The organism is Actinoplanes sp. NPDC024001, assembly GCF_040638955.1.
Lineage (GTDB): Bacteria > Actinomycetota > Actinomycetes > Mycobacteriales > Micromonosporaceae > Actinoplanes.
In genome coordinates, this window is record NZ_JBEZZB010000101.1 from 1 (window position 1) to 26,426 (window position 26,426).

Below are 26,426 nucleotides of genomic sequence, written 5' to 3' on the forward strand. Positions count from 1 at the left end.
GATCAGCGCGTGCAGCGCGTCCCGGCCCTCGACCGCGGCGATCGGGTCGCAGTAGCGCACCTCCTCGGCGAAGAGCTCACCGATCCCGGCTCGGCTTGGAGACGGCCGCTCTTTCCAGATCTTCGGCGGCGCGCTTCGCGGCGCCGGCCCGGTCGTGCGCGACGCGAGCTTCCCGGCGAGCCCCGACGAGGGTACGGACCTCCGCCCGCTCGTGATCCATGAGCTGGTCGACCAGCCCGAGCCGGTCCATGAGGTCCTGCGGTCCGCTGGCCGAGACGAGGACGTTGAGCCGGGCGAAGCCGCTGCCCATGTAGCTGGCCTGGGCGATCTCGTCGACCCGTTCCCGGGCGTCCTGCACCCGGTCGGCGGCGCTCGTGTAGCGGTCGGCGATCCGGCGGTAGGCCAGACGGGCGGCGTCGGCGCGCTGGCGGGCGGTGTTCGCCTCGACGCGGGTCGCCGCGACCACCCCGCGGGTGGTGGCCACCTTGTGCTGGGCGGCCGGCAGGGCGGCGGTGGCGTGGGCGAGGTTGCGGGCCGCGGCGCGGGCGGTGGCGCTGGCGCTCTCCAGGAGCGCTTCGGCCCGGCGGACCGCACGGGCGGCGTCGTCGCCCCGGTCGGCCGCAACCGGCGCCGGGGCGAACAGAACCGTCCCGGCGAGGCTCAACAGGCAGAGGCAGGCGGCGAGAAATCGGCGATACCCCACGAGGAGTCACCGTACTCCGACTAATGCCGCGGAAAGCCGCAAACCGCCCGATGGCCGCGAACCTTCGGTTCGCGGCCGTTCGGAACGTCAGACCTTGAGGTAGAAGCGCAGGGTGACCCACGCGGTGACGGCACTGACCAGAGCACCCACGCCGGCCAGCAGCGGGAGCATCAGCCAGACGTTGCCGTCCGGGATCGGCGTGAGGATGGTGGTCAGCGCCTGGAGCTTGTTGTCCAGCAGGACCACCTTGCCGATGAAGAGCGCGACGAAACCGAGGATCGCACCGATCAGGCCGGCGACGACCGCCTCGAGCACGAACGGCGCCTGGATGAACCAGTTCGACGCACCGACGAGCTTCATCACCGCGACCTCGCGCCGCTTGCTGTACGCCGCCACCTGAATCGTGTTACCGACCAGCAGCAAGGCGGCGAACGCCATGACCGCCGCGACGACCAGCGACATCACCTGGATCGAGTTGAAGATGTTGAACACCTTGTCGAGCAGGGTGCGCTGGTCGATGACCTGCCGGATGCCGGCGAGGCCCTCGATCTGCTTCGCGAAGTCCTCGTACTGCTCCGGGTTCTTGAGCTTCACCCGGTAGGACTCCGGAAGGCTGTCCGCGTTGATCGCGTTGACGAAGTCGGGCGAGTCCTTCCAGAGCAGCTTGAACCGCTCGAAGGCCTGTTCCTTCGTCTCGTGCGTCTTCTCCGCGACGAGCGCGCTGGAGTCGATCGCCTGGTTGATCGCGGCCTTCTGACCCTCGTCGACGTCGTCGGCCAGGAAGACCGAGACCTCGATCTTGTCGTAGTAGAAGTCCTTCATCTGGTCGACCTGCATGTACATCAGCACGCTGGCGCCGAGCATGGTCAACGAGACCGACATGGTGATGATCATGGCGACCGTCATCGTGACGTTGCGCCACAGGCCCACCAGGACCTCGCTGAGGACGTACTTCACGCGCATCGGGGGGATCCTTCCAGGACTCCGCGTGTCTGAACTGCAGCTGTCGATACGTGGGCGGAGCCGGGCCTAACCGTAGACACCGCGCGCCTGGTCACGGACGATCCGCCCGCTTTCGATCTCGATGACCCGCCGGCGCATCTGGTTGACGATGTTGGAGTCGTGGGTGACCATCACGACCGTCGTACCGGTCCGGTTGATCCGGTCCAGGAGTCGCATGATCTCGATCGACGTGTCCGGGTCGAGGTTACCGGTCGGCTCGTCGGCCAGCAGGATCAGCGGGCGGTTCACGAACGCCCGGGCGACCGCGACACGCTGCTGCTCACCACCGGAGAGCTCGTGCGGGTACCGGTGCTCCTTGCCGCCGAGGCCGACCAGCTCGAGAACCTCGGGCACGACACGCCGGGCGACCGCCTTGGTCTTGCCGATCACCTCGAGCGCGAACGCCACGTTCTCGTACGCGGTGCGGTTGGGCAGCAGGCGGAAGTCCTGGAACACGCAACCGATCGACCGGCGGAAGTGCGGAACCTTCCAGGACCGGAGCGTGGTCACGTCCTTGGCGTTCACCACCACCTTGCCACGGGTCGGCGCGACCTCGTGGAGCAGCAGCTTGATGATCGTCGACTTGCCGGAACCGGAGGGGCCGATGAAGAAGACGAACTCACCCTTCTCGATGCCGACGCTGACATTGTCCAACGACGGCCGAGACGCCTTCGGATACGTCTTCGTCACGTTCTCGAGCTGAATCACGGGACTGGAGTCTACGCGGTGTAACGAAATCGCCAAGTCCGCCGGGGCCCGGAATATTTGCCACCTGCGGTAACAGCTAAACCGGGCACTTCCCGCCTGACCGAGTGTTCAGGCGAGGTGGCGGACAGTGACGGGTTCCGTCATGCGGCGATCTGATTCTGCTTCCGCCAACGGATGCCCGCCTCGATGAATCCGTCCAAGTCGCCGTCGAAGACCGACGAAGGGTTGCCGACCTCGTGCTCAGTCCGTAAATCTTTCACCATTTGGTAGGGGTGCAGGACGTACGAACGCATCTGGTCGCCCCACGATCCGGTGGTGTCCTGCTTGAGATCGGCCATCTTGGCGGCCTCCTCCTGGCGCTTACGCTCCAGCAGGCGAGCCTGGAGGACGCGCATCGCGGCCGCCTTGTTCTGCAGCTGCGACTTCTCGTTCTGACACGACGCCACGATGCCGGTCGGGATGTGGGTGAGCCGGACCGCCGAGTCGGTGGTGTTGACGCTCTGCCCGCCGGGGCCGGAGGACCGGTAGACGTCGACGCGGATCTCGTTGTCCGGGATGTCGATGTGGTCGGTCTGCTCGACCACCGGCATCACCTCGACACCGGCGAAGCTGGTCTGCCGGCGGCCCTGGTTGTCGAACGGGCTGATCCGGACCAGCCGGTGGGTGCCCGACTCCACGCTCAAGGTTCCATACGCGTACGGCACCTTGACGGTGAAGGTGGCGGACTTGAGGCCGGCCTCCTCCGCGTAGGACGTGTCGTAGACCTCGGTGGGGTAACCGTGGCGCTCGGCCCAGCGCAGGTACATCCGCATCAGCATCTCGGCGAAGTCGGCGGCGTCGACGCCACCGGCGCCGGCCCGGATCGCGACGAGGGCCTCGCGGGAGTCGTACTCACCGGAGAGCAGGGTGCGGACCTCCATCTCCTCGATGGCCTTGGTCAGGGCGACGAGCTCGTCACCCACCTCGGCGATCGAGCCGGTGTCACCCTCGTCCTCGGCCATCTCGAGCAGCAGCCCGGCATCGTCCAGCCGGGTGCGCAGGCGCTCCAGCTTGGAGATCTCTCCCGACACGTACGACAGGCGGCTGTTCACCTCCTGCGCACGGGCCTGGTCGTCCCACAGGTCCGGTGCGGAGGCCTGCTCCTCGAGGTCCGCCTTGTCCCGGCGCAGCTTGTCGACGTCCAGGACGTTCTCGATGTTGCGCAGGGTCGCGTCGAGGGTCTTCAGTTGCTCGGGAAAGTCGGCAGCGGTCACGACACTCAAGACTACGCCGCCCGGCCGGTGAGACGGCCGGGCGGTGGCCATTGGGTTCGCATCGGTTCTCCGTCGCGGGGCGGGCCGAGTTGATCAGCCCGTCGGGACGGCTTTGAGCCAGCTGAGAGCGGCCTTGTGATAGGCGACCGCGAACTCCAGCGCCGCGGCGCCGTACGGATCGCCGTTCTTCTTGGCCTCCTTGGCCTGCTCCTTCGCCATCGCCATGGCCTCCGAGTGGTAGGCGTTGGCGCTGGTGTAGAGCTCTTGCAACTGATCGCCACTGTGCTGCTGACCGAAGGCGACCCGCAGGGCCACCGGGTTGCGCAGCGCGTCGCGACCGGGAGACTCGGTGAGCCACCGGCTGAAGGCTCGCTTGCCGGAGGCGGTGATCGCATAGGGCTGACTGGACCGGGGGCCCGGCTTACCGAGACGGACATACCCCATTTCGGCCAGAACGGGTAATTCGCGGTAGACCTGGCTCCGCGTCATCGACCAGTAGGGCCCGAGGCGGCGTTCGGCAGCCGCCATCAGCTGACCACCGGTCATCGGCCCCTCATGAAGGAGCCCGAGGAGGGCAGCCGCCGTCGGATTGATTTGGAAGTCGGGCATGCCTTCTAAGCTGCCACTTTGTAACGCCGCCGTCCAGGATTTCGCCTGATCCGTCCAGTTTGCGCCTCCACAAACGACTGTCCCGCACAGACAGTCCGACAACGAGCGTCGGTGACGGGCGTTTTGCCGCCTGACCGGTGGTTGACCAGGTAAAATGGAGCATCCAAACGGTCAGACGGCACGTGCAAGGCAGGAATCGGGCAAAGTATACCGAATCGCCGTGCAAAACCAGACAATCCCGTCCAACCGCCCCAACCGCACCCTTAGACCGGACTGAAGGCTCATCCCATGTGGGGATAACGCCACGAAGTCGGCGGGTCGAACGTCTCCTTGATCGTCCGCGGCGACACCCACCGGAGCAGATTCAGGATCGAACCGGCCTTGTCGTTGGTCCCGCTGCCCCGCGCGCCGCCGAACGGCTGCTGCCCGACCACCGCCCCGGTCGGCTTGTCGTTGATGTAGAAGTTGCCCGCGGTGAACCGCAACTCCCGCTGCGCCCACTCCACCACCGACCGGTCGGTGGCGAAGATCGAGCCGGTGAGCGCGTACGGCGTGGCCGCGTCCGCCTGGGCCACCGCGGACCGGAAGTCGTCGTCGGCGTAGACGTGGACCGCCAGGATCGGCCCGAAGAACTCCGTCGTGAACATCTCGTGGGTCGGGTCGGTGCCCTCCACGAGGGTGGGTGCGACGAACCAGCCCTCGGCGTCGTCGGCAACCCCGCCGGCCAGCACAGTGCACGAGTCGCTGTTCTTGATCCGGTCGAGGGCGCCGGCCAGCCGGGTGAACGACCGGCCGTCGATCACGGCGCCGCCGAAGGTGGAGAGGTCGGTGACGTCCCCGTAGCGGACGGCCGCGACTGAGGACGCCAGCTGGTCACGCAGGCCGCCCTCCCAGAGGCTGCGGGGCACGTAGGCACGGGACGCCGCCGAGCACTTCTGCCCCTGGTACTCGTACGCCCCTCGGAGCAACGCGGTGTGCAGCGCGCCGGCGTCCGCGCTGGGGTGTGCGAAGACGAAGTCTTTGCCACCCGTCTCCCCCACCAGCCGTGGATAGGTGCGGTAGCGGTCGATGTTCTCGCCGACCGTGCGCCACAGGTGCCGGAAGGTGGTCGTCGAGCCGGTGAAGTGGATGCCGGCCAGATCCGGATCGGCGAGCACCACGTCGGACACCGCCAGGCCGTCCCCGGTCACCATGTTGATCACGCCGGGCGGCAGGCCCGCCGCCTCGAACAGCCGCATCGTGAAGTGCGCGGCCAGCTGCTGGGTCGGCGAGGGCTTCCAGATCACGGTGTTGCCGAGCAGCGCCGGCGCGGACGGCAGGTTGCCGGCGATCGCGGTGAAGTTGAACGGGGTGATCGCGTAGACGAAGCCTTCCAGCGGCCGGTGGTCGAACCGGTTCCAGACACCCGGCGACGACTCCGGCTGCTCGGCCAGCAGCCGTTCCCCGAAGTGCACGTTGAACCTCAGGAAGTCGATCAATTCGCAGGCGGAGTCGATCTCCGCCTGGTAGCAGGACTTCGACTGGCCCAGGATGGTGGCGGCGTTGAGGGTGTCCCGCCAGGGGCCGGCCAGCAGCTCGGCAGCGCGCAGGAAGACCGCCGCCCGTTCGTTGTAGGGCAGCGCCCGCCACATCGGCGCGGCCTCCTTGGCCGCGGCCACCGCCGCCGCGGCGTCGGCCCGCGAGGCGTTGCCGGTCACCCCGAGCACCGCACGGTGCCGGTGCGGCTGCACCACCTCGATCGGCGGGCCGTCGGCCATCCGGTGCCGGCCACCGATCGTCATCGTCAGATCGACCTGGTCGCCGCGCAGTGCCGTCAGCCGTTCCTGAAGCGACTCGCGCTCCGGGCTGCCCGGCGCATAGCCGCGGACCGGTTCGTTCCGGGGAGCCGGAACGGAGAACAGGGCGTCCATGCGAACTCCTCCACGTCGAGGGGCGCTGTTCACTCATCCTCGCACCTCAGGCCCGGCCGATCGGGATGCCGCAGGTTCGCCGGTTACCCTGACCCCCATGACTGACCGCCCGACCGCCCCGGAGACCGTCGAGGAGTCCCGGCTCACCGTGGCGCTGCTCGCGGCGGCCGCCCTCGCCTGGGCGGCCGCGATGCTCTGGTCCGCCCGGGTCACCATCACCAGCCGGGGCAACGCCGAGATGGAGGTCACCTCCACGGCGTACGCACTGCCCGGCGCGGTCTCGGCCGACCTGGTCGCGGGCGCCGCGGTGGCGCTTCTGGTGCTCACCCTGCTCAGCCGCCGCCGGACGCTCGGCGCGACCGTCCGGTTCGCCGTCGCCACCGGTGCGGGCCTGCTCGTCGGTGTCCTCAGCGCACTGCCGATCATCACGATCAACACCGCCGGGTCGCTCTACGCGATCGTCGGCGGCACGGTGGCCGCGGCCGCGACGATCGGCGGCGCGGTCGCCGGGTTCCGGATCCCGCCGGTCATCGCCGCGGCCTGCTCCGCCGCGGTCGGGGTCTTCGTGATCGGCTTCGTGCTGAACCTCTTCCAGAACCCGGTGCTCGACCTGCTCGGCGCGGGCGACACCGAGTCCTCGGCGAACGCGGCACAGTGGTTCACCTACGGCCAGGCCGCCCTCAGTGGCCTCGCGGCGGGGCTGATCGGCTACGCGGTGCTGCGCCGCGCCCGGCGGCACGCCGACGGCGCGGATGTGCGCTGGCCGATGTACGCGCTGGCCGGCGCCGGCCCCGGCCTGATCCTGGTGATCGGGGAGGTGCTGTCGCGCACCGCCGGCTCAGAGGTGCTGGAGCTGGCCGGGAAGGTCAGCCCGATGGACCAGCTGGCGCAGGAGATCCTGAGCACCGCGCGGCTGAACAGCGCGCTGGCGGTGCTCTTCGTCGGGGCGATCACGACGATCCTCGCGGTCGGACGGACGCTGTCCCCCGCCGACGACGAGGAGGAAGAGGACGAGGAGGACGACCCTCAGACCAACTCGTCCAGCTCGGAGACGGCGTACCACTCCAGCTCGTGATCCTCGGCGCCGTCGACGGTGAACTGGGCGTCGGGGTCCCCCGCCAGCGCCTCCTCCACCACGTCGGCCGCGGCCGCGACCGCCTCGGCCGCGTCGGTGCCGTCGACGTGGATGCTGGCGAGCTCCTTCAGCTGCACCGGCTGCGGCAGGCGAACCGTGCTCGACCCGAGTTCGGTGTCCTCCCGCTGCAGGTTGGCGGCCGGCACGTCGGCCGAAACCACGACCCGGCGGCGCGGGGCGGCGGTGTCGTGCCGCAGCAGCTGCAGGGCGCCCTGGGCGGCCCGGGTGAAGGCGACGTACTCCAGCTCCTCCTCGTCGCCCTCGGCGTACCACTCGCGTAGCGCGGGGGTCACCGCGTGGGCGACCATCGCGCCGTCGCCCAGCTGCCCGGAGGTGCGCAGGGCGGCCAGCATCGGCAGGGTGGCCGGCACGTAGACCCGGACCAGCTCGGTGATCGGCACTTTCTCCTCCTGCACATCACGTCCCGGGTCATTACAACCGCCACCGCGGGCCGGGCAGGCCTCATTTCACCAGGCGTCTCCGGATCGTGGTGACCCGGGAGTCGCGAACCGCGGGAACGTCAGCGAAGGCAAACGGTGGCAAACTGAGGGTGTGGAGTCCCGGTTTCTGTTGCTGTCCGACGTCGCGGCCGAGCTGAACGTCTCGGACTCGCAGGTCTATCACATGGTGCGCAGCGGCGAGCTGCCCGCGATCAAGATCGGTGGGCGCGGTCAGTGGCGCGTCGAGCGCGCCAGGCTGGAGGAGTACATCCAGCAGAAGTACGCGGAGACGGCCGCGTGGGTGCGTGCCAACCCGCTGACCGAACGCGAGCCGGAATGAGCCTTTTGCGCCTCTTCCCGGATTGACGGGATTCGCTTGACCGGCCTCCCGTCGAGCGGCAAGACTTCAGCCATCGAAGGCAAACAGAGGCAAACGCAAGGATTGGCGGTGGCGATGCGCTCGACGATCGAGATGGCATCCACCGGGCACCGGCCGGCGATCCGCCTGCGCCCGGTCCCTCGGTATGAACCTCCGTTCGACGACGAGCTGACTCCCCAGGTCTGGGCGTCGGCGCGGCAGCTGCCACTGGACTGGTCGGCCCGGCAGGTCCCACGCCCCGCGCCGGCCGCGGAGGGCACACGCCCCGCTCCCCGGCCCCCGGTGGTGGCCGGCGCCTCGACCGACGCGAAACTCGCCGTCCGCCGCTTCGTGCACCTGTGCGTCGAGGTCCTCAACGGATACCGGCCGGCCGCGCACCTGCGCCGGCTCGCGATGCCCAGCGCGGCAGCCGAGGTGGTGGCGGAAGGCCTCGCCGGGGCACGACGGGTGGCCGAGCTGCGCGCCACGAGCCGGGTGGGCGGCCGGCGGCCACGGCGGCCGGCGCCCGTGGCGGTGCTGCGCCTGCGGCTCTGCGAGCCGCGTCCCGGCGCGGTGGAGGCCGCGGTGGCCCTGGTGACCGGCGAGCGCACCTGGGCCATGGCGCTGCGCCTGGAGCTGCACCAGCAGAGCTGGAGCGCCACCGCGCTACGCCTCATCTGAACCCCGGAGCGTCCGGCGAGCGGCACAGGCGGCGGGCGCTCCGGCCCGACGACCCGAAAGCAGGTGGCCCGCCCGCCGGCACGGATGCCGGTGGACGGGCCACCTGTCGTCAGCTGACGGGATCAGGCCGCGCCGGGCGCCCCGTGGCAGCGCTTGTACTTCTTGCCGGAGCCGCAGTAGCAGGGCGCGTTGCGGGACGGCCCGCTCGACTCCGCCTGGCCGCCGGAGCGGGCGGAGTGCCGGCCACCGGTGTGCGCCGGGCTGGCCGGGATGGGCGAGCCACCCGGGCCGATGGCGCTGGGCGGCGTCGGCCGCTGCTGGATCACCGGGCGGCCGTCGCCGGCCTCGCCGTCGATCGCGGGCGCCGTGTACTGCAGGTTCTGCGGGCGGCCGGGGCCGCCGAGGCCCTTGGCGTGCACCTCGACCCGCTCGTGCTCGGGCTCGTCGGGCGTCTCGTCGGTGCCGACCTTGGGCAGCTCGTAGGCCTGGCTCGGGTCGACGGTGACGGTGGGCTGCTCCTCGACCTGAACCTCCAGGTTGAAGACGAAACCGACCGCCTCCTCCTTGATGCCCTCCATCATCTGGTTGAACATGTCGAAGCCCTCGCGCTGGTACTCGACCACCGGGTCGCGCTGCGCGTAGGCCCGCAGGCTGATGCCCTCCTGCAGGTAGTCCATCTCGTAGAGGTGCTCGCGCCACTTGCGGTCGATGACCGCGAGCAGCACCTGACGCTCCAGCTCCCGCAGCGCCTCGGCGCCGAGCTCCTCCTCGCGAGCCTGGTAGGCCGCCTGAGCGTCCTGCCGCAGCTGCTCGATCAGGAAGTCCCGGTCGATCGTGTTCCGCTCGCCGCCGGACTCCTCGATGATGTCGTCGAGGGTGAGAGTGAGCGGGTAGAGCCGCTTCAGGTCGGTCCAGAGCTGCTCGAGGTCCCAGTCCTCCGCGTACCCCTCGGCGGTGGCCACCGAGACGATGTCCGTGATGACGTCGTCGATCATGTGGGTGACCTGGTCGTGCATGTCCTCGCCGTCGAGCACCCGCTTGCGCTCGGCGTAGACCACCTGGCGCTGCTTGTTCATGACCTCGTCGTACTTGAGGACGTTCTTCCGGATCTCGGCGTTCTGCGCCTCGATCTGGGTCTGCGCGCTGCGGATCTGCCGGGTCACCATCTTGGACTCGATCGGCACGTCCTCCGGGATGTTGAAGCGCTCCATGACCGCTTCGACCGCGCCGGCCCGGAACCGCTTCATCAGGTCGTCCTGCAGCGACAGGTAGAACCGGGACTCGCCCGGGTCACCCTGCCGGCCGGACCGGCCACGCAGCTGGTTGTCGATGCGGCGCGAGTCGTGCCGCTCGGTGCCCAGCACGTAGAGGCCACCGGCGGCCTGGACCTCGGCGGCCTCCTGGTCGCAGGCCTCCTTGACGCTCGGCAGGACCTCCTCGAGCGCCTTCGCGTACTCCTCCGGGTTCTCCACCGGGTCGAGGCCGCGCTGGTGCAGCTCGGCCGCGGCGAGGAACTCCGGGTTGCCGCCGAGCAGGATGTCGGTACCACGACCGGCCATGTTGGTGGCGACCGTGACCGCGCCCTTCCGGCCGGCCTGCGCGATGATCGTGGCCTCCTGCGCGTGGAACTTCGCGTTCAGCACGCTGTGCGGGATGCCGCGCTTGCGCAGCAGGGTGGAGAGGATCTCGGAGTTCTCCACCGAGACGGTGCCGACGAGCACCGGCTGGCCGGTGGCGTGCCGCTCGGCGATGTCCTCGATGACCGCGTTGAACTTGGCCCGCTCGGTCTTGTAGATGACGTCCGGGTGGTCGATCCGGATCATCGGACGGTGCGTCGGGATGCTCACGACGCCGACCTTGTAGACGCTGTTGAACTCGCCGGCCTCGGTCTGCGCGGTACCGGTCATGCCGCCGAGCTTGTCGTAGAGGCGGAAGTAGTTCTGCAGGGTGACGGTCGCCAGGGTCTGGTTCTCCTGCTTGACCTCCACCCCCTCTTTCGCCTCGATGGCCTGGTGCATGCCCTCGTTGTAACGGCGGCCGTGCAGGATGCGGCCGGTGAACTCGTCGACGATCAGGACCTCGCCCTCGGGGCTGACGATGTAGTCCTTGTCGCGCTTGTAGAGCTCCTTGGCCTTGATGGCGTTGTTCAGGTAACCGACCAGCGGGGTGTTCACCGACTCGTACAGGTTGTCGATGCCCAGGCGGTCCTCGACCTTGGCGACACCGCGCTCGGTGATCGCGACGGTCCGCTTGGCCACGTCGACCTCGTAGTCGCCCTCGCCGTCCTTGCCGGGCTGAAGGCGGTTCACGATCTGCGAGAACTCCCCGTACCACCGGGCGGAGTGCTCGGCCGGGCCGGAGATGATCAGCGGGGTCCGGGCCTCGTCGATGAGGATGGAGTCCACCTCGTCGACGATCGCGAAGTTGTGCCCGCGCTGCACCAGCTCCGCCTTCGACCACGCCATGTTGTCGCGCAGGTAGTCGAAGCCGAACTCGTTGTTCGTCCCGTACGTGATGTCGCACTCGTACGCCGCGCGGTGCTCGGCGGCCGGCCGGTTCGGCAGGATCACGCCGACGGTCAGGCCGAGGAACACGTGCACCCGGCCGACCCACTCGGCGTCACGCTGGGCGAGATAGTCGTTCACCGTGATGATGTGCACGCCCTTGCCGCTCAACGCGTTGAGGTAGGCCGGGAACACACCGGTCAGGGTCTTGCCCTCACCGGTCTTCATCTCCGGGATGTTGCCGAAGTGCAGCGCGGCGCCACCCATCAGCTGAACGTCATACGCCCGCTGGCCGAGCACTCGCTTGGCGCCCTCCCGGGCCACCGCGAACGCCTCGGGCAGCAGCGAGTCCAGTGACTCGCCATCGGCATAGCGGTCCTTGAACTGCTGGGTGCATTCGCGCAGTTCGTCGTCGGTCAGGTCGACGTAGTCGTCCTCGATCGAGTTGACCGCGTCCGCGATCGCCTTGAGACGGCGCACCATGCGGCCTTCGCCGGCACGGAGGATCTTTTCCAATATCGACACGGGTCAACGCTCCCCTAGACAGTCTGCCGGACCATCGTAGGCACCTCTGCCCTAGACCTGTGACCCGAGCCTCCGGTGAAACGCACAAAAAGCACGAAACGTCGCGCTGAGTTCGCTGATAGCGCAGCCGCCGAGAGGTTCAAACCAGTTTGGCGCCCGGGCGAGTCCCGGCAAGGATGATCCCGTGGACCAGGACCAGTGGGAGCAGGGCAGTGGAATCCGGCTGCGAGAGTACCGTCCGGCCGATGCGGCGGTACTCGCCAAGGCATACGAGGACCCGGTGTACCGCCGGTTCGCGCGCGCCGACGCCGAGCCGTCGGCCGCCAATCACGTCATCGCCGACGAGAACACCGACGAGGTGCTGGGCGCCATCGGGCTCAACGCCGCGGCTCCGGGCCGGGGCCAGGCGGAGGTGACGTTCTGGGTCGCCCCCTGGGCGCGCCGGCGGGGCGTGGCCACCGCGGCGCTGCGGGCCTTCGACCGGCTCGCCTTCGGCTCCGGTCTGGAACGGCTGGAGCTGCTGATCCACTGGGAGAACCCGGCGGCCCAGCGGGTGGCGATGGCGGCGGGTTACACGCGCGAGGGCGTACGCCGAGGGGCCGTGCCGAACGGCGCCGGCGGCCGCGACGACATGCTGGTCTACACCCGGCTGGCCGGCGACCCGCGGGAGCCGGCCGCCCGCCTGCTCCCGGACCTGCCCGGTGGCGAACTGACCGACGGCGTGGTGACGCTACGGCCGCTCGGCGAGTCGGACGTCGACTTCTACATCGAGCTGCACACCCTGCCGGACGTGATCGCGACCAGCGTGCCGCCGGTGCCGATGCCGGCCGACGAGATCCGCCGGCGCTGCGCCCGGGCCGAGGCGCAGTGGCTCTCCGGCACCCGCGCCGACCTGATCATCATCGACGCCGAGACCGGGACCCCGGCGGGCGAGATCGGCCTCTACTACCAGGAGCCGCCGCTCGCCCAGGCGATGATCGGTTACAGCATGCTGCCGGCGTTCCGCGGCCGCGGGCTGACCACCCGGGCCGCGCAGCTGGTCGCCCTCTGGGCCTTCGCGGAGACCGGGATCGTGCGCCTGATCGCGGGCGCGCTGCCGACCAACATCGGCTCGCAGCGGGTGCTGGAGAAAGCCGGCTTCCAGCGGGAGGCATACCAGCGCTCCCGCCTGCCGGGCCAGGACGGCGTCCGCGTCGACGACGTCCAGTACGTGCTGCTGGCTGGAGACCTGCTCGCGCAGGCCTCCAGCGCGGGTGGATCACACAGCGAGACTTAGGATGCCGTAGTCGTAGCCCCGGCGTCGGTAAACGACGCTGGGGCGGCCACTGTCCTTGTCCAGGAACAGGTAGAAGTCGTGGCCGACCAGCTCCATCTGGAAGAGCGCGTCGTCGACGGTCATCGGTTCCGCCACGTGTTCCTTCTCCCGCACGATGCGCCACGGCTGATTCTCGTCGTGCTCGGCCAGCTCCGTCTCGACGGAGGGCTCGGCAAGCGTGGCGACGCCACCGGTCAGATCGGTGGGGAGGTTGGCGGTCGCGGCTGCCACCGACATCGGGGCGTGCCGGCCGCGGTGGACGCGGCGCCGGTCGGCAGAGCGGCGCAGTCGGGCATCCAGCTTGTTGATCGCGCAGTCCAGGGCTGCATAGAAGTCTTGTGCCTGTGCCTCGGCGCGGATCACCGGTCCCTTGGTCATGACGGTGATCTCGACCCGCTGGCAGGTGTCGGACTGTCGCGGATTGCGTTCGTGGAACAACTCCACGTCCGCCCTCATCAGCTTCTGGTCGTAACGCTCGACCTTGCTCAGCTTGTCGGCGACATGCTCTCGATAGTGGTCGGGAACCTCTACGTTGCGGCCCTTGACGACAATGTCCACTCGTGACCTCCCCCAACGTGTTTGCTGGCTGGCGCCGAACCACGGCGCAGGTGTTGCTCAGGGAAAACGCCGCGTGACTGCCACCGACGCGGCCTACGTGGGTGAGACGACTCCTTTCCGGTGCGGCGAACCAGGCCCTGTCGGCGCTCCGGTGGCCGGGTAAGCCGGTCCGCTTACCCTCGTCACCTAGACGCTAACCCGCCTATGCCCGCCCGTCACCACACGTTTGGGATAACTGACGGCTGACTTTCGCCTCTATCGGTAAACCGGAGGCCGGGCCCTCAAATACCGGGAGTAGTCCTGCGCAGTTGCGTCGCTGCCAGCACCGCAGCCCCTGTGACCTGCATGTCAGCCTCCTCGAGACGGCGTACCACCGCGGCCAGAGTGGCACCGGTGGTGACGATGTCATCCGTCACCACAAGCGTGCCTCTCATCCGGCTGCCGCGCCGCAGAACGCCGATTCGTGGACTGATTCGCAGCGAATTGACAGCGGAGATCAACCGTTCGGAAGCATTCAACGACGTGGAGTCAGGCCGGGGTAGAGCCCGTAACGGCTGAACGGTCGACACGGTGTAACCGGCCGATCGGAGACGGCGTTCCGCGTGCCCGGTCAGGCGCGCCATGTGATCACCGTGCCGTTCCCGGCGGGCCGCCGCGGTGGAGGGCACCGGCACCAGCACCACCGGGCGGTCACGCGGCGCGACCGCCGCGACCGCGCCGGCCAACAGCGTTCCCAGCGGCCGGGCGAGCCGGTGCCGGCCCTTCTCCTTGTACGCCAGCAGCGCACCCCGTAGCGGCCCCTCGTACGGCCCGACGGTCGCGCAGGGCGGAAACCCGGGCGGGGGTGGACTCGGCGCGGCCGGGTGCGGTCGCAGGGCTTCCAGGGCCGCCACACAGGCCGCGCAGGTGCCGTACGTCAGCCGCACGCGCTCCGCCCCGCACCCGGCACAGGCGCCCGGCAGAACCAGGTCGGCCAGTTCACCGAAGAGTGCGGGCAGCATCTCACTGCATGAAGAACGGCGCGGTGGGGATCTTGCCGGCCGCCGGTTGCTCGGGCGCCACGGCAAGGTTGGCGACGGTGATCGGGACCGCGGTGGAGAGCACGTCGTACGCCGCCGTCCCGGTGGTGAACGACACCGAGTTGGAGTGGTACTGGTTCGACTGCGGGTTGCTCGGATAGGCGGTCAGGTAGTTGACCACGCCGCTGCCGATCTCGATCGGGTTCGGCCCATCGAGCGCCCCGTCGATCGACACCTGGACGATCGAGACCCGGCCGTTGCGCCCGCCGGCCACGTTGAGCCAGCTCTCGCTGCTGAACGCGACCGCGGTGACGTTCTGCAGGGGCGGCCGCAGCTGCTCCGGGTCGCTGATCTCGACGCCGTCGCCGGTGACCGTCAGGACCGCCCGGTAGAGCCGGCCGTCAGCCACCACCGCCACCCGGTGACCGTCCGGCGCGACCGAGAGGGCACTGATCTTCCCGGTCACCCCGGGCACCGGGACCGCCTGCGCCGCGCCGCCCCGCGCGCCGAAGCTGAAGAGCCGGCCGTTCGCGATGATCAGGCCCACCGCGCCGTCGGTCGTCTTGTCCGGGGCGATCGCCCACTCCGGGTGCCCGCGACCGGACGGCAGGCCGGTAACCGGCTGCAGCGCGACCTCTCCGCCGAACGGCGTGGCGCCGACCCGCAGCGCGTCGTCGCGGCCGCTGACCACGGCCACGAAGGTGTGCGTCGCCGAGGAGTGCATCGCCGCGGTCCGGATGTCCTTGTTGGCGGCGGCCGAGAGCGCCGGGACCGCCTCCTCCTCGTTCGTGGAGTCGGCCATCCGGACGATCCGGCCGTCGTACACCACGAACCGCTCGGGCCGGGTGGCGAGCCGGTGGGCGATGTTGCTGGAGTCCAGGTCCTTCCCGGCGTAGTGCCGGGTCTCCTGGTGGCCGATCTTCAGGTCCAGATGCTCCGGCACCACGGTGCGCAACGACCACTGGAGCTGGCGGCGCAGCCGGTCCAGCGCCGCCACCGCGTCCTTGGTCGGCACCGCCTGCGCGTTCAGGCTGATCTGCAGGCGGTCGTCGGCGACCGCGGGGACCTTGCCGAGGGTCGCGGTGCCTTCCGGCAGCAGCTCCACCGCGTCCCGCAGCCACGGGGACGGGCCGGCGATGAGCCAGCTGAGGATCGTGTTGGGTTCCTGCTCCTCGGGCAGCGTGCGCGCCATGTAGCGAACGTCGGGGATCAGTGAGGTGCGCTTGTTGTTCCAGAAGTAGATCGTGCGCTCGGCATATTTCTCCGCCAGCGCGGTGTCGCTGAGCAGCAGCAGCTCGGGCGCCTTGGCGAGGAACAGACCCGGCTCGCCGGACACCTCGGCCACGGTGAACTCGTACTGATCGGTCTGCGGCTCGGCGGCCGGCTCCAGCACGCCGTTCTTGTCGAGCGTGCCGATCACCTCGTACGACACCACGACCCGGCCGGTGTTGAGATCGTCCAGCGGGTCGTCGGTCACCCGGATGACGCGCGGCGAGTTCACCGGCTTGAACTGGTCGGCCAGCGACTTCGTCATGAAGCCCCGGGCCCGGTCCGCCGCGGTGTCGTAGTCCCCGGCCGCGGCCTCCAGGTAGTTGAGGATGAAGTCCCGGCGGTCCTTGGTCGTGCCCCGGGTCGCCTCGGCCACCGGGGTGTCGTTGTCGCCGGGCGAGATGCCGGTGGACGGGCCGGAGCCGACCTCGACGACCCCGGTCTCGTCCGGGATCCCGCAGCCTCCTAGCAGCACCAGCACCACGGCGGTGACCGCGGGCAGGCAACGTCGCATCAGCTCACCTCCGCCGGTTCGCCGGTCGGGGCCGGGCGGTCCCGCGGGATCAGCGGCAGCGGGGCGGCGACCAGCCGGTCGCCGGCGCGCACCGGCAGCGTCAGCCGGAACTGGGCGCCCTCGCCCGGCGCGCCCCAGGCCTCCAGCCAGCCGCCGTGCAGCCGGGCGTCCTCGACGCTGATCGACAGGCCCAGACCGGTGCCACCGGTCTGCCGGGCCCGGGACGGGTCAGCCCGCCAGAAGCGGTTGAAGACCAGCCGCTCCTCGCCGGGCTTCAAGCCGATCCCGTGGTCGCGCACGGTGATCGCCACCGCCGCCTCGTCGGTCGCCATGGTGATCACCACGGGCTTGGCCTCGGCGTGCTCGATCGCGTTGCCGACCAGGTTGCGCAGCACCCGCTCGACCCGCCGTGGGTCGACCTCGGCGATCACCGGGGCCTCCGGCAGGCGCAACTGCAGCTCCACGCCGGCACGCTCGGCCAGGCCGGTCAGGCGCTCGGCCACCCGCTGCACGATCGGCAGCAGGTCGGTGTGCTCGGCGTCCAGCGCGGCGAAACCGGCGTCGAAGCGGCTGATCTCCAGCAGGTCGGTGAGCAGGTCCTCGAACCGGTCCAGCTCCGCCTGCAGCAGCTCGGCGCTGCGCGCCACCGCCGGCTCGAACGAGTCGCGCTCCGAGAAGATCAGATCAGCGGCCATCCGTACGGTCGTCAGCGGCGTCCGCAGCTCGTGCGAGACATCGGAGGTGAACCGCCGCTGCAGACGGGACATCTCCTCCAGCCGCACGATCTGCCGCTGCAGGTTCGCCGCCATCTGGTTGAACGCGGCCGCGAGCAGGGCCAGATCGTCCTCGCCGGTGACTTTCATCCGCTGGTCCAGCAGGCCGGCGGAGAGCCGCTGCGCGGTGCGCGCCGCCACCCGGACCGGGTTGACCACCAGGCGGGTCACCAGGCCGGCGACCACACCGAGCAGGAACACCAGCGCGATGCCGGTGGCCAGCACCGTGGTCCGGATCTGATTGGCGGTCCGGTCCTCGGTGGTGAGCGGGACCATGTAGTAGAGCTCGAGGTGACCGAACTTGGTCGGGACGGGCGACCCGTACACCAGGTATTTGGTGGTGTGGCCCTTGATCTCCGCGGTGCGGATCTGCTGGGCGACCGAGCCGGACTGGGTGACCGCCTGCTCCATCTCCGGGGTGATCAGCTGCCGGGTGTCGACGACCGGCAGCGTCACCGGCTGCAGATCCGGATAGTTCGACGCCCGGATCGAGATGACCGGGCCGCCCGGCTCGGCCGGGTCGCCGTCGAACAGCTCGTTGACCGTGTCCACCAGCGTGTTGGGCAGTTCCGGGTCATATGCCTGCGGGTGCACGGTCAACTGCTTGTACGCATACACCACCTTGCCGCTCATCGCCGAGGACACCTCGTCCTTGGTCCGGCTGAGCAGGATCTCGGCGCTGCGGTCCGCGATGAACCAGCCGAACGTGCCGACCAGCAGGCTGGAGGCGACCAGGGTGAGGGTCACCACCCGCAGTTGCAGCGAGCGGCGCCAGGACCGGCGGGCCGGCGCCGAGTAGTGCCGCAACCAGCGCGCGGCCACGCGCCAGTAGCGCCGCACCACCCGAAGGGCGCGGCGCACGGGCATGGGGAGCCAGGCCGGAGCACGCATCTCAGCCGCAAGGTTAGCGGCTGAACCTCATCAGCCGGTCCCGGCCTTGTAGCCGACCCCCCGCACCGTCAGGATGATCTCCGGCCGCTCCGGGTCCGGCTCGATCTTCGCGCGCAGCCGCTGGACGTGCACGTTGACCAGGCGGGTGTCGGCCGCGTGCCGGTAACCCCAGACCTGTTCCAGCAGCACCTCGCGGGTGAAGACCTGGCGCGGCTTGCGGGCCAGCGCCACCAGCAGGTCGAACTCCAGCGGGGTGAGCTTCACCTCCTCGCCGTCCCGGGACACGGTGTGCGCCGGCACGTCGATGGTGATCTGGTTGCCGGGCGGGCCGATGGTGAGCATCTCCGGCGCGGCGTCCTCGCCCCGGCGCAGCCGGGCGCGCATCCGCGCCACCAGCTCCTTGGGCTTGAACGGCTTGACCACGTAGTCGTCGGCGCCGGACTCCAGGCCCAGCACGACGTCGACGGTGTCGCTCTTGGCGGTCAGCATGACGATCGGGATGCCCGACTCGGCACGGATCGCCCGCGCGACGTCTATCCCGCTCATCCCGGGCAGCATCAGGTCCAGCAGCACGATGTCGGGACGATTTTCCCGGAAGGCGGCCAGGGCGCGCTCGCCGTCCGCCACGAAGGACGGCAGGAAACCCTCACTGCGCAGGACGATGCCGAGCATCTCGGCCAACGCGGGATCGTCATCGACGACCAGTACCCGGGCTCTCATGCGGTCCAATATTGCACTGTCCTCCCGGTCTCCGCGCCACCTGGGGGTCGATCTTGCCCGGGAGCCTACCCGCAGACGGAGAAAAACGGGCGGTCCCGGTCCGGGACCGCCCGTGGCGAGCGATCGACAATGATCACACGCCGGGCCGGTCGAACTCCCCTGCTCGAACCCCGGCGATGAAGCCGGACCAGTCCCCGGCGCCGAAACTCAGCACCGGACCCGTGACGTCCTTGGAGTCACGAACCAGCACGGCGGCCGGAACGCTGGCAACTTCGACACAGTGGCCGGCAGCGCCACTGCGGCTGCTCTTACGCCAGGTGAGCGTGGCGTCCTGCATGATCATCTCCTTCCGTGGAATGCACATCCATTGGAACCCACGGCGGGCGCTCAACGCGCCAGGTGATCCCTCGTCTCAGCGATAGCCGTTCGGCTCTCTTCTGGCGACAATGCGCGTTCCAGCAGGTCATCGAAGGCGTCCTGGTACACGTCGATCTCTTCCGGCTTCACCCGGAAGAGGCCGCCGGTCAGCCCTTCGATGTGCACCACGGGGTTGCGGGTGCCGTCCGGGAACTCCAGAACCAGGAAGGACTCGATGAGCCCGGCGTGCGCACCGGCCTGAAACGGCAGGATCAGCAGTTCGACGCCGGGACGGTTGCTCGCCTCGTACAGCCGGGCCAGCTGGCGGGCCTGCACCTCGGGGCCGCCCACCTCGCGCAGCAGCACGCCCTGGTCGATGACGATCCGCAGGCCCGGCGGCGGGTCCCGGGTCAGCACGGCCTGGCGGGCCATCCGCAGCGCGAGCCGGTGCTGGATGGTCGCGGTGTCCTCGATGTCGGCGCCGGTCTCGATCACCGCCCGGGCGTACTCGTCGGTCTGCAGCAGGCCGGGCACGACCTGGGCCTCCCACTCGGAGATCCGCACCGCCTCGGCCTCCAGGGCCAGGTACTCGTCGTACGGGTCCGGCACGGACGAGCGGTACGGCGTCCACCAGGCCCGGGCCCGGCCGCGCCGGGCCAGGTCACGCAGCCGGCTGCGGTCCTCCACGGCGACGCCGTAGAGGGTGAGCAACCGGTCCAGGTCGGACTCGCTGATCCCGGTGTGGGCGGTCTCGATCCGGCTCAGTTTCGACTCGGACCAGCCGAGTGCGGTCGCCACGTCGACAGCGCGGCGCTCACCGCGGAGTCGGCGCAGTTCTCCCCCGAGCTCCCGGCGCGCTGTCGATGTCGGCCTCGCCACGGAGCCACCATAACGGCGGATCGATGTGTCGATGCAACTTGCAGAGCAGGCAATGCACTTGCAGCGCCGACGTCACCGTGCCGTAATGAGAAGGCGAAGGCCGAACCCGGTGGCGGCAACCGCCGGGCAGCGAGCCCCCGCTCGGCGGGCGAGCGGGGGCTTCGGCACGCTCATCCCGACCTCGCAGGCCCTCGGGCCCATCAGTAGCGGTAGTGCTCTGGCTTGAACGGGCCCTCCACGGCGATGCCGAGGTAAGCGGCCTGTTCCTTGGTCAGCTCGGTGAGCTTCACCCCGAGCGCGTCCAGGTGCAGCCGGGCCACCTTCTCGTCCAGTCGCTTCGGCAGCACGTAGACGCCGACCGGGTACTCGTCGGTCTTGGTGAACAGCTCGATCTGCGCGATCGTCTGGTTCGAGAAGCTGTTGCTCATCACGAACGACGGGTGACCGGTCGCGTTGCCCAGGTTCAGCAGGCGGCCCTCGGAGAGCACGATGATCGAGTGCCCGTCGGCGAAGCGCCACTCGTCGACCTGCGGCTTGATCGTGATCCGCGTGACGTCGGTGCGCCGCTGCAGGCCGGCCATGTCGATCTCGTTGTCGAAATGGCCGATGTTGCCGACGATCGCCTGGTGCTTCATCCGCGCCATGTGCTCGTGGGTGATCACGTTGAAGCAGCCGGTCGCGGTGACGAAGATGTCCGCGTACGAGACCACGTCGTCGATCGTGGCGACCTGGTAGCCGTCCATCGCCGCCTGCAGCGCGCAGATCGGGTCCACCTCGGTGACGATCACCCGGGCGCCCTGGCCGCGCAGCGACTCGGCGCAGCCCTTGCCCACGTCGCCGTAACCGAAGACGACCGCCACCTTGCCGCCGATCAGCACGTCGGTGGCCCGGTTGATGCCGTCGATCAGCGAGTGGCGGCAGCCGTACTTGTTGTCGAACTTCGACTTGGTCACCGAGTCGTTCACGTTGATCGCCGGGAAGAGCAGGGTGCCGGCCTGCTGCATCTCGTAGAGCCGGTGCACGCCGGTGGTGGTCTCCTCGGTGACCCCCTTGATCCCGGCGGCGGTCCGGGTCCAGCGCTTGTCGTCCTCCTTCAGGCTGCGGGCCAGCAGCTTCAGGATGACCGCGTACTCCTCCGAGTCGGCCGTCTCCGGCGACGGCACCGCGCCGGCCCGCTCGAACTCGGCGCCCTTGTGCACCAGCAGCGTGGCGTCACCGCCGTCGTCGAGGATCATGTTGGGCGCCTCGCCGTCCGGCCAGAGCAGCACCTGCTCGGTGCACCACCAGTACTCCTCGAGGGACTCGCCCTTCCACGCGTACACCGGCACGCCCTGCGGGTTGTCCGGCGTGCCGTCCCGGCCGACGACGATCGCCGCGGCCGCGTGGTCCTGCGTCGAGAAGATGTTGCAGGACGCCCAGCGGACCTGCGCACCGAGCGCGGTCAGCGTCTCGATCAGGACCGCGGTCTGAATCGTCATGTGCAGCGAGCCGGTGATCCGGGCCCCGCGCAGCGGCTGGCTCGACCCGAACTCCTTCCGCAGCGCCATCAGGCCGGGCATCTCGTGCTCGGCGAGCTCGATCTCCTTGCGCCCGAATGCGGCAAGCGACAGGTCCGCGACCTTGAAGTCACCTTCGGCGAGCGTCGTGGGACGGCTGGTCATCCAAAACTCCCGAATTGTCGAGGTTGAACCCCACTCACGGTACGAGCCGCCCGCCGCCCGGAGCGGGTGAATCCCTGTCGCGGATTCGCCCGACATCTGTCCGCGAATAGCGAACGGGGCGACAGGTCGAAACCCGCCGCCCCGTTCATCCCCCCGGTTTGGTACCGCGCGCGTCCGTGGGACCCCCCGATCACCAATGACGCTGCGTGCTTCTAGATTCACACTCCGCACATGCCATGTCAAGGAATTTAGGGAAATTTCGGACGCTTATCTTGACGGAGCGCAATCTGGCGCTGTCGTTGCGTGAAGGTGTGACCGCTGTCCAGCTCGCCCGACCGCTGCACGGCGAGTAACCGAGATGCTCCTGTGGACGGGTGGCGCGGACCGGCCTCCGGCGGGCGCCCCCAGTGCGGCGAAACCGGCGGGACCGGCTCGTTGCGCCTGGGGGCGCACATACTCGTACCCGAAAAGATGATCAGGCGGGAACGGCCGCGAGGAAGATGGTGCCCGTGCCGGCAGCGGTGAGAGGGCCGGCGGCGGCCGGCGCGTAAGCGGCCGTGCCGGGATGGACCGTGACCGGCGTGCCGTGGTCCTCGCCGATGTGGACGTCGCCGACCGCGCCCAGGATGATGCGCGGCCCGCTGCCGGGCAGGCGGACCGGAGGGCGGTTCTCCGCCAGGACGATGCGGTAGAGCTCGAAGTCGGGCACCGGCACCCGCCAGGCCGTGACGCCGGGCTCGAGGTCGGCGCCGTGCAGCAGCGGATCGTCGAGGACCTCGAAGCGGAGCACCCTGAGCAGTTCGTCGACGTCGACCCGTTTCGGGGTCAGGCCGCCGCGCAGGACGTTGTCGCTGGCCGCCATCAGCTCGACGCCGAGGCCGCGCAGGTAGGCGTGCAGGTTGCCGGCGGGCATCCAGATCGCCTCGCCGGGAGCGAGCCGGACCAGATTGAGCAGCAGCGCGACGAGCACACCGGGGTCGCCGGGATAGTGGCCGGCGAGGGTGAGCGCCAGCCGGAACGAGTCGGCCTCGGGATGATCGGCCGGCACCCGGGCGGCGGCGGCCACCACGTCGTCGATCAGCGCCTTGCGGTCGTCGGTGGGCCAGCTGAGCAGCAGGCGCACCGCCTCGGACAGGTCGCCGGCGCGCAGCGCGGTGACCACCGGGCCGAGCCGGGCCAGGCCGAACGCGGCGATCACCTCGGCGGTGGCGGCCGGCGAGCGGAAGCCGCAGAGCGCCTCGAACGGGGTGAGCGCCACCAGCATCTCGGGCTTGTGGTGGGCGTCGGTGTAGTTCTTCGGAGCGTCCGGGTCGGCTTCCTGGCGGGCGAAGGCCTCGCGGGCGTATGCCGCGTCGGGATGCGCCTGCAACGACAGCGGGGCGTCGGCCGCCAGCACCTTCATCAGGTACGGCAGCCGCGCCCCGAACGTCTCCGCGACCGGCCCGCCGAGCTGGCCCCGGGGGTCGTCGGCGATCAGCTTGGTCAGCTCGACCGTTCCGTCGCCGGCGGGCACGGTGGACGGGTCTCCCGGATGCGCGCCGAGCCACAGTTCCGCCTCGGGCCCGTCGGCGGGCGGGCGGCCTTGCAGGTCGGCGATCGCGGTCCGGGATCCCCAGGCGTACGGCCGGATCACGCCGGTCAACGGGTAGACGGTCATACCCGGCAAATTAGCAGTTGTCAGGCACTCGTGGGAGTGCCTGACGAATCACTGCAGACCTTCGGCGATCGGGTTCGACAGCTCCTTCATCTCGCTGATCGCCGGCACCGCCATCGGGTCCAGACCGTGGGCCAGGGCCAGGTAGAGCGACGCGAAGTCGGGGACGGCCACCAGCGACGCCAGCCGCTCCAGCGTCGACCCGCCCTCGGCGGTCAGCACGTCGCAGCGGACCCCACGCCGGTCGGCCAGCGTCTGGATGGCGTCGGCGCGGCGCTCCTCGACGGCGACCGGCTCGTCGGCGTCGTCCTCCGGGTTCAGCCCGCCGTCACGGAGCACCACCAGGCGCAGGCGGGTCACGCTGTCGTCGGTGTCGTCCGGGTCGGCGAAGATGTCCCGCGACGACTCGGCGAGCCCGCCGAAGACGCCGTCGAGCAGGCCCACCCGGCCTCGGCCGGCCTCACCGAGCGCACCGGCCATCACCGGGTAGCGCGCGTTGGCGGCGAGAGTGTCGGCGAACCGCCGGGCGGCGACCGTGGCCAGCGGCGACGAGCCCCAGACGATCGGCACCGAACCGGCCAGGCCGAGAGCCAGCTCCTTGGCCGGGTTGACGAACGAGTCGGCGGCCGGGCGGCAGCGCTCGGCGTCGTCGTCCAGCCGGGTGGCGGTCTCGGCGATGTCCGCCTCGGTGACCTTGACCAGGCCCAGCGCCCGGCCGGCGAGCAGCACCGGGATGGTCAGGCCCCACAGCGTGGCGCGGGCCGGGGCACGGCGCGGCACACCGATGAACGGCGCGCGGGCCCGCTCGGCCATCGCCTCCAGCTCGGAGCCGGGGTTGCCGATCGCGACCAGGCGGGCGCCGCGCCGGGCGGCGGCCTCGGCGGCGGCCAGCGCCTCCGGGCTGCGGCCGGAGGCGGACACCGCGATCACCACGTCGGCCGCGCCGACCCAGCCGGGCACACCCGCGCTGCGGTGGCCGATGATCGGCACCGGACAGCGCGGGCCGGCCACGGTGGAGAGGATGTTGCCGGTGAGACCGGCGGTGCCGATGCCGGCGACCACGACCGCACGCGGGCGGCCCTCGTCGGCCAGCATCGACAGGTCGACCTCGGCGGCGAGCGCCGCCGACTCGCGGACCTGCGCGCCGGCCGACGCGGTGGCCCGCAGCATGCCGCCCGGGTCGTTGCCGAGCATCGATTTCTCGTCGTTGAGCAGCGACTCGTCGGCGACGCGGTGACCGTTGACGCCGGCCGAGCCGTCCAATGGGTTGACCATCACTTGGCCTCCTCGCCGGAGCCCGCCGCCTCGCCGCCGGCCTCGGCCGGCTCCGGGGAATCGGCCGGGCCGGTCGGCGGGGAGATCGCCTCGTCCAGGAGCAGGATCGGGATGTCGTCGCGGATCGGGAAGATCCGGCCGCACTCGGTGCAGGTCAGCGTCTGCGCGTCCGCATCGTGGTCGAGCGGCGCGTGATGCGTGTCCGGGCAGGCCAGAATCTCCAGCAACTGCTGATCGAGCGCCACCGAGCTACTCCTTCATCGGGGTGAAAGACGGGTCGAGGCGATCCTATCCACGAACGATGGCCAGAACCCGGTCGCGCAGCGCCGCCATGCGGTCGGCGTCGGGCGCCTCGACGTTCAGGCGCAGCAGCGGCTCGGTGTTGGAGGCCCGCAGGTTGAACCAGGAGCCGTCGCCGAGCTGGAAGGTCATGCCGTCCAGCTCGTCCACCGAGGCCTCCGGGAACGCGGCCCGCACCTCGGCGATCTTGGCGGAGGCGTCGGCCACGGTGGAGTTGATCTCACCGGAGGCGACGTACCGCTCGTACTCGGCGGCGAACTCGGAGAGCGGCAGCGGCTGACCGCCGAACGCGGCGAGCACGTGCATCGCGGCGAGCATGCCGGTGTCGGCGAACCAGAAGTCGCGGAAGTAGTAGTGCGCCGAGTGCTCGCCACCGAAGACCGCGTTGCTCGACGCCATCTCGGCCTTGATGAACGAGTGGCCCACCCGGCTGCGGACCGGCTTGCCGCCGTTCTCGCTGATGATCTCCGGCACCGCGGCCGAGGTGATCAGGTTGTGGATGATCGTGCTGCCCGGGAACTTGGCCAGCTCGCGGGCGGCGACCAGCGCGGTGATCGCGGACGGGGAGACCGGGTCGCCCTTCTCGTCGACGACGAAGCAGCGGTCCGCGTCGCCGTCGAAGGCGAGGCCGATGTCGGCGCCCTGCTCGCGCACGGCTTTCTGCAGGTCGACCAGGTTCTTCGGGTCGAGCGGGTTGGCCTCGTGGTTGGGGAACGAGCCGTCCAGCTCGAAGTAGAGCGGCACGATCTCCAGCGGCAGCGGCGGCAGGACCTGGTCACCGAGCACGGCCGGGACGGTGTAGCCGCCCATCCCGTTGCCGGCGTCCACGATGACCTTGAGCGGGCGGATGCCGGAGAGGTCGACCAGCGACCGCAGGTGCGCGGCGTAATCCTTGAGCACGTCGCGCTGCTCCACCTGGGACGGGCCGTCGGCCTCCGCGTTCAGGTCGGCGAGCAGCTGCTGGGTGCGCTGCCGGACGATGACGAGACCGGAGTCCTGCCCGACCGGGCGGGCACCGGCCCGGCACAGCTTGATCCCGTTGTACTGCGCCGGGTTGTGGCTGGCGGTGAACATCGCGCCGGGCAGGTTCAGCGCGCCGGACGCGTAGTAGAGCTGGTCGGTGGAGGCGAGTCCGATGTTGACGACGGCGGTGCCGGCGGCGTTGACGCCCCGGGCGAACGCGGCGGCCAGGCCCGGCCCGGACTCACGCATGTCGTGGCCGATCACGATCCGGTCCGGCTCGTCCCCGGACTCGCGCAACATCTCGACGAACGCCGTACCCAGCGCCCGGGCCACCGTCTCGTTGAGCTGGTCCGGAACGATGCCCCGCACGTCGTACGCCTTGATGATCTGCGACAGATCAACCACTTGCTCACTCCTCAGCCGAATACCTTTGCGCCGAGGGTAGCGGAG

Annotated in this window: 24 protein-coding genes; 4 read left to right on the plus strand and 20 right to left on the minus strand. The window is 70.0% G+C overall.

From position 1 onward, the window contains the following. Positions 1-76 precede the first annotated feature (76 nt). From AB0F81_RS32125 to pruA, 6 genes are all read right to left on the minus strand, one after another. The gene (locus AB0F81_RS32125) at positions 77-703 is read right to left on the minus strand and encodes a hypothetical protein (RefSeq protein WP_360203300.1); all 627 of its coding nucleotides are present in this window, start codon (positions 701-703) and stop codon (positions 77-79) included. Between the two features lie 87 nt (positions 704-790). After that, on the minus strand, positions 791-1,666 hold the full coding sequence (ftsX, locus tag AB0F81_RS32130; RefSeq protein ID WP_360203302.1) for a permease-like cell division protein FtsX: 876 nt from the start codon (positions 1,664-1,666) through the stop codon (positions 791-793). Between the two features lie 66 nt (positions 1,667-1,732). Beyond that, positions 1,733-2,413, minus strand: a complete 681-nt coding sequence (gene ftsE, locus AB0F81_RS32135; protein ID WP_196414913.1) for a cell division ATP-binding protein FtsE — start codon at positions 2,411-2,413, stop codon at positions 1,733-1,735. Between the two features lie 140 nt (positions 2,414-2,553). Then, complete coding sequence (gene prfB / locus AB0F81_RS32140) at positions 2,554-3,666, minus strand: peptide chain release factor 2 (protein ID WP_360203304.1); 1,113 nt, start codon at positions 3,664-3,666, stop codon at positions 2,554-2,556. A gap of 93 nt (positions 3,667-3,759) precedes the next feature. Beyond that, positions 3,760-4,275 carry a PadR family transcriptional regulator gene (locus tag AB0F81_RS32145; protein WP_360203305.1) on the minus strand — a complete coding sequence of 172 codons (516 nt, stop codon included), beginning with the start codon at positions 4,273-4,275 and terminating at the stop codon, positions 3,760-3,762. A 281-nt stretch (positions 4,276-4,556) separates the two neighbouring features. Continuing rightward, positions 4,557-6,185, minus strand: a complete 1,629-nt coding sequence (gene pruA / locus AB0F81_RS32150; RefSeq protein ID WP_360203306.1) for an L-glutamate gamma-semialdehyde dehydrogenase — start codon at positions 6,183-6,185, stop codon at positions 4,557-4,559. A gap of 97 nt (positions 6,186-6,282) precedes the next feature. Between pruA and AB0F81_RS32155 the strand changes: the two genes are divergently transcribed. Beyond that, positions 6,283-7,260 (plus strand): hypothetical protein, encoded by a 978-nt coding sequence (locus tag AB0F81_RS32155; RefSeq protein WP_360203308.1) that lies wholly within the window; start codon positions 6,283-6,285, stop codon positions 7,258-7,260. On the opposite strand, the gene AB0F81_RS32160 is transcribed toward AB0F81_RS32155, so the two are convergent. Beyond that, complete coding sequence (locus tag AB0F81_RS32160) at positions 7,212-7,673, minus strand: hypothetical protein (RefSeq protein WP_360203346.1); 462 nt, start codon at positions 7,671-7,673, stop codon at positions 7,212-7,214. The two genes, AB0F81_RS32155 and AB0F81_RS32160, sit on opposite strands and share 49 nt — an antisense overlap. A gap of 199 nt (positions 7,674-7,872) precedes the next feature. Here AB0F81_RS32160 and AB0F81_RS32165 point away from each other — a divergent pair, with 199 nt between their 5' ends. Both AB0F81_RS32165 and AB0F81_RS32170 read left to right on the plus strand, forming a co-directional pair. Beyond that, positions 7,873-8,100, plus strand: coding sequence for a helix-turn-helix domain-containing protein (locus tag AB0F81_RS32165; protein WP_360203309.1), 228 nt, complete (start codon positions 7,873-7,875; stop codon positions 8,098-8,100). Positions 8,101-8,214: 114 nt separating this feature from the next. Continuing rightward, on the plus strand, positions 8,215-8,799 hold the full coding sequence (locus AB0F81_RS32170; protein WP_360203348.1) for an Rv3235 family protein: 585 nt from the start codon (positions 8,215-8,217) through the stop codon (positions 8,797-8,799). A gap of 122 nt (positions 8,800-8,921) precedes the next feature. On the opposite strand, the gene secA is transcribed toward AB0F81_RS32170, so the two are convergent. Beyond that, positions 8,922-11,828, minus strand: a complete 2,907-nt coding sequence (gene secA / locus AB0F81_RS32175; RefSeq protein ID WP_360203311.1) for a preprotein translocase subunit SecA — start codon at positions 11,826-11,828, stop codon at positions 8,922-8,924. A gap of 184 nt (positions 11,829-12,012) precedes the next feature. Here secA and AB0F81_RS32180 point away from each other — a divergent pair, with 184 nt between their 5' ends. Next, positions 12,013-13,104, plus strand: a complete 1,092-nt coding sequence (locus AB0F81_RS32180) for a GNAT family N-acetyltransferase (RefSeq protein WP_360203312.1) — start codon at positions 12,013-12,015, stop codon at positions 13,102-13,104. On the opposite strand, the gene raiA is transcribed toward AB0F81_RS32180, so the two are convergent. From raiA to AB0F81_RS32240, 12 genes are all read right to left on the minus strand, one after another. After that, the gene (gene raiA / locus AB0F81_RS32185; protein ID WP_360203313.1) at positions 13,087-13,701 is read right to left on the minus strand and encodes a ribosome-associated translation inhibitor RaiA; all 615 of its coding nucleotides are present in this window, start codon (positions 13,699-13,701) and stop codon (positions 13,087-13,089) included. The two genes, AB0F81_RS32180 and raiA, sit on opposite strands and share 18 nt — an antisense overlap. Before the next feature lie 281 nt (positions 13,702-13,982). Then, positions 13,983-14,702 carry a ComF family protein gene (locus AB0F81_RS32190; protein ID WP_360203315.1) on the minus strand — a complete coding sequence of 240 codons (720 nt, stop codon included), beginning with the start codon at positions 14,700-14,702 and terminating at the stop codon, positions 13,983-13,985. A gap of 1 nt (position 14,703) precedes the next feature. Then, positions 14,704-16,503 carry an LpqB family beta-propeller domain-containing protein gene (locus tag AB0F81_RS32195; protein WP_360203316.1) on the minus strand — a complete coding sequence of 600 codons (1,800 nt, stop codon included), beginning with the start codon at positions 16,501-16,503 and terminating at the stop codon, positions 14,704-14,706. Further along, positions 16,503-18,143, minus strand: coding sequence for an MtrAB system histidine kinase MtrB (mtrB, locus tag AB0F81_RS32200; protein ID WP_360203318.1), 1,641 nt, complete (start codon positions 18,141-18,143; stop codon positions 16,503-16,505). The genes AB0F81_RS32195 and mtrB overlap by 1 nt, the downstream gene beginning before the upstream one ends. A 54-nt stretch (positions 18,144-18,197) precedes the next feature. After that, on the minus strand, positions 18,198-18,887 hold the full coding sequence (gene mtrA, locus AB0F81_RS32205) for an MtrAB system response regulator MtrA (RefSeq protein ID WP_014688036.1): 690 nt from the start codon (positions 18,885-18,887) through the stop codon (positions 18,198-18,200). 133 nt (positions 18,888-19,020) lie between these two features. Next, positions 19,021-19,224 (minus strand): DUF397 domain-containing protein, encoded by a 204-nt coding sequence (locus tag AB0F81_RS32210; RefSeq protein ID WP_360203321.1) that lies wholly within the window; start codon positions 19,222-19,224, stop codon positions 19,021-19,023. Positions 19,225-19,274: 50 nt separating this feature from the next. Next, positions 19,275-20,123 carry a helix-turn-helix transcriptional regulator gene (locus AB0F81_RS32215; protein ID WP_360203322.1) on the minus strand — a complete coding sequence of 283 codons (849 nt, stop codon included), beginning with the start codon at positions 20,121-20,123 and terminating at the stop codon, positions 19,275-19,277. A 200-nt stretch (positions 20,124-20,323) separates the two neighbouring features. Then, entirely contained in the window at positions 20,324-21,784 is a 1,461-nt protein-coding gene (ahcY, locus tag AB0F81_RS32220) for an adenosylhomocysteinase (protein ID WP_360203324.1), read from the minus strand. Between the two features lie 475 nt (positions 21,785-22,259). Further along, positions 22,260-23,441: a mannose-6-phosphate isomerase, class I gene (gene manA, locus AB0F81_RS32225; protein WP_360203325.1), complete on the minus strand. Its 1,182-nt coding sequence runs from the start codon at positions 23,439-23,441 to the stop codon at positions 22,260-22,262. Between the two features lie 48 nt (positions 23,442-23,489). Then, positions 23,490-24,713 carry an SIS domain-containing protein gene (locus AB0F81_RS32230; RefSeq protein ID WP_360203326.1) on the minus strand — a complete coding sequence of 408 codons (1,224 nt, stop codon included), beginning with the start codon at positions 24,711-24,713 and terminating at the stop codon, positions 23,490-23,492. Beyond that, positions 24,713-24,958: a Trm112 family protein gene (locus AB0F81_RS32235; RefSeq protein WP_360203327.1), complete on the minus strand. Its 246-nt coding sequence runs from the start codon at positions 24,956-24,958 to the stop codon at positions 24,713-24,715. Before AB0F81_RS32235 ends, AB0F81_RS32230 begins: the two co-directional genes overlap by 1 nt. Positions 24,959-25,001: 43 nt before the next feature. Beyond that, positions 25,002-26,381: a phosphomannomutase/phosphoglucomutase gene (locus tag AB0F81_RS32240; RefSeq protein WP_360203329.1), complete on the minus strand. Its 1,380-nt coding sequence runs from the start codon at positions 26,379-26,381 to the stop codon at positions 25,002-25,004. Between the last annotated feature and the right edge of the window lie 45 nt (positions 26,382-26,426).

Coding starts and splice junctions, on each gene's coding strand:
- AB0F81_RS32230 (WP_360203326.1), bottom strand. CDS start 24,713: ATGGTCAACCCATTGGACGGCTCGGCCGGCGTCAACGGTCACCGCGTC.
- mtrA (WP_014688036.1), bottom strand. CDS start 18,887: ATGAGAGCCCGGGTACTGGTCGTCGATGACGATCCCGCGTTGGCCGAG.
- AB0F81_RS32195 (WP_360203316.1), bottom strand. CDS start 16,503: ATGCGACGTTGCCTGCCCGCGGTCACCGCCGTGGTGCTGGTGCTGCTA.
- AB0F81_RS32155 (WP_360203308.1), top strand. CDS start 6,283: ATGACTGACCGCCCGACCGCCCCGGAGACCGTCGAGGAGTCCCGGCTC.
- mtrB (WP_360203318.1), bottom strand. CDS start 18,143: ATGCCCGTGCGCCGCGCCCTTCGGGTGGTGCGGCGCTACTGGCGCGTG.
- AB0F81_RS32145 (WP_360203305.1), bottom strand. CDS start 4,275: ATGCCCGACTTCCAAATCAATCCGACGGCGGCTGCCCTCCTCGGGCTC.
- pruA (WP_360203306.1), bottom strand. CDS start 6,185: ATGGACGCCCTGTTCTCCGTTCCGGCTCCCCGGAACGAACCGGTCCGC.
- AB0F81_RS32210 (WP_360203321.1), bottom strand. CDS start 19,224: ATGCAGGACGCCACGCTCACCTGGCGTAAGAGCAGCCGCAGTGGCGCT.
- AB0F81_RS32190 (WP_360203315.1), bottom strand. CDS start 14,702: ATGCTGCCCGCACTCTTCGGTGAACTGGCCGACCTGGTTCTGCCGGGC.
- AB0F81_RS32160 (WP_360203346.1), bottom strand. CDS start 7,673: ATGCTGGCCGCCCTGCGCACCTCCGGGCAGCTGGGCGACGGCGCGATG.
- ahcY (WP_360203324.1), bottom strand. CDS start 21,784: ATGACCAGCCGTCCCACGACGCTCGCCGAAGGTGACTTCAAGGTCGCG.
- manA (WP_360203325.1), bottom strand. CDS start 23,441: ATGACCGTCTACCCGTTGACCGGCGTGATCCGGCCGTACGCCTGGGGA.
- AB0F81_RS32170 (WP_360203348.1), top strand. CDS start 8,215: ATGCGCTCGACGATCGAGATGGCATCCACCGGGCACCGGCCGGCGATC.
- ftsX (WP_360203302.1), bottom strand. CDS start 1,666: ATGCGCGTGAAGTACGTCCTCAGCGAGGTCCTGGTGGGCCTGTGGCGC.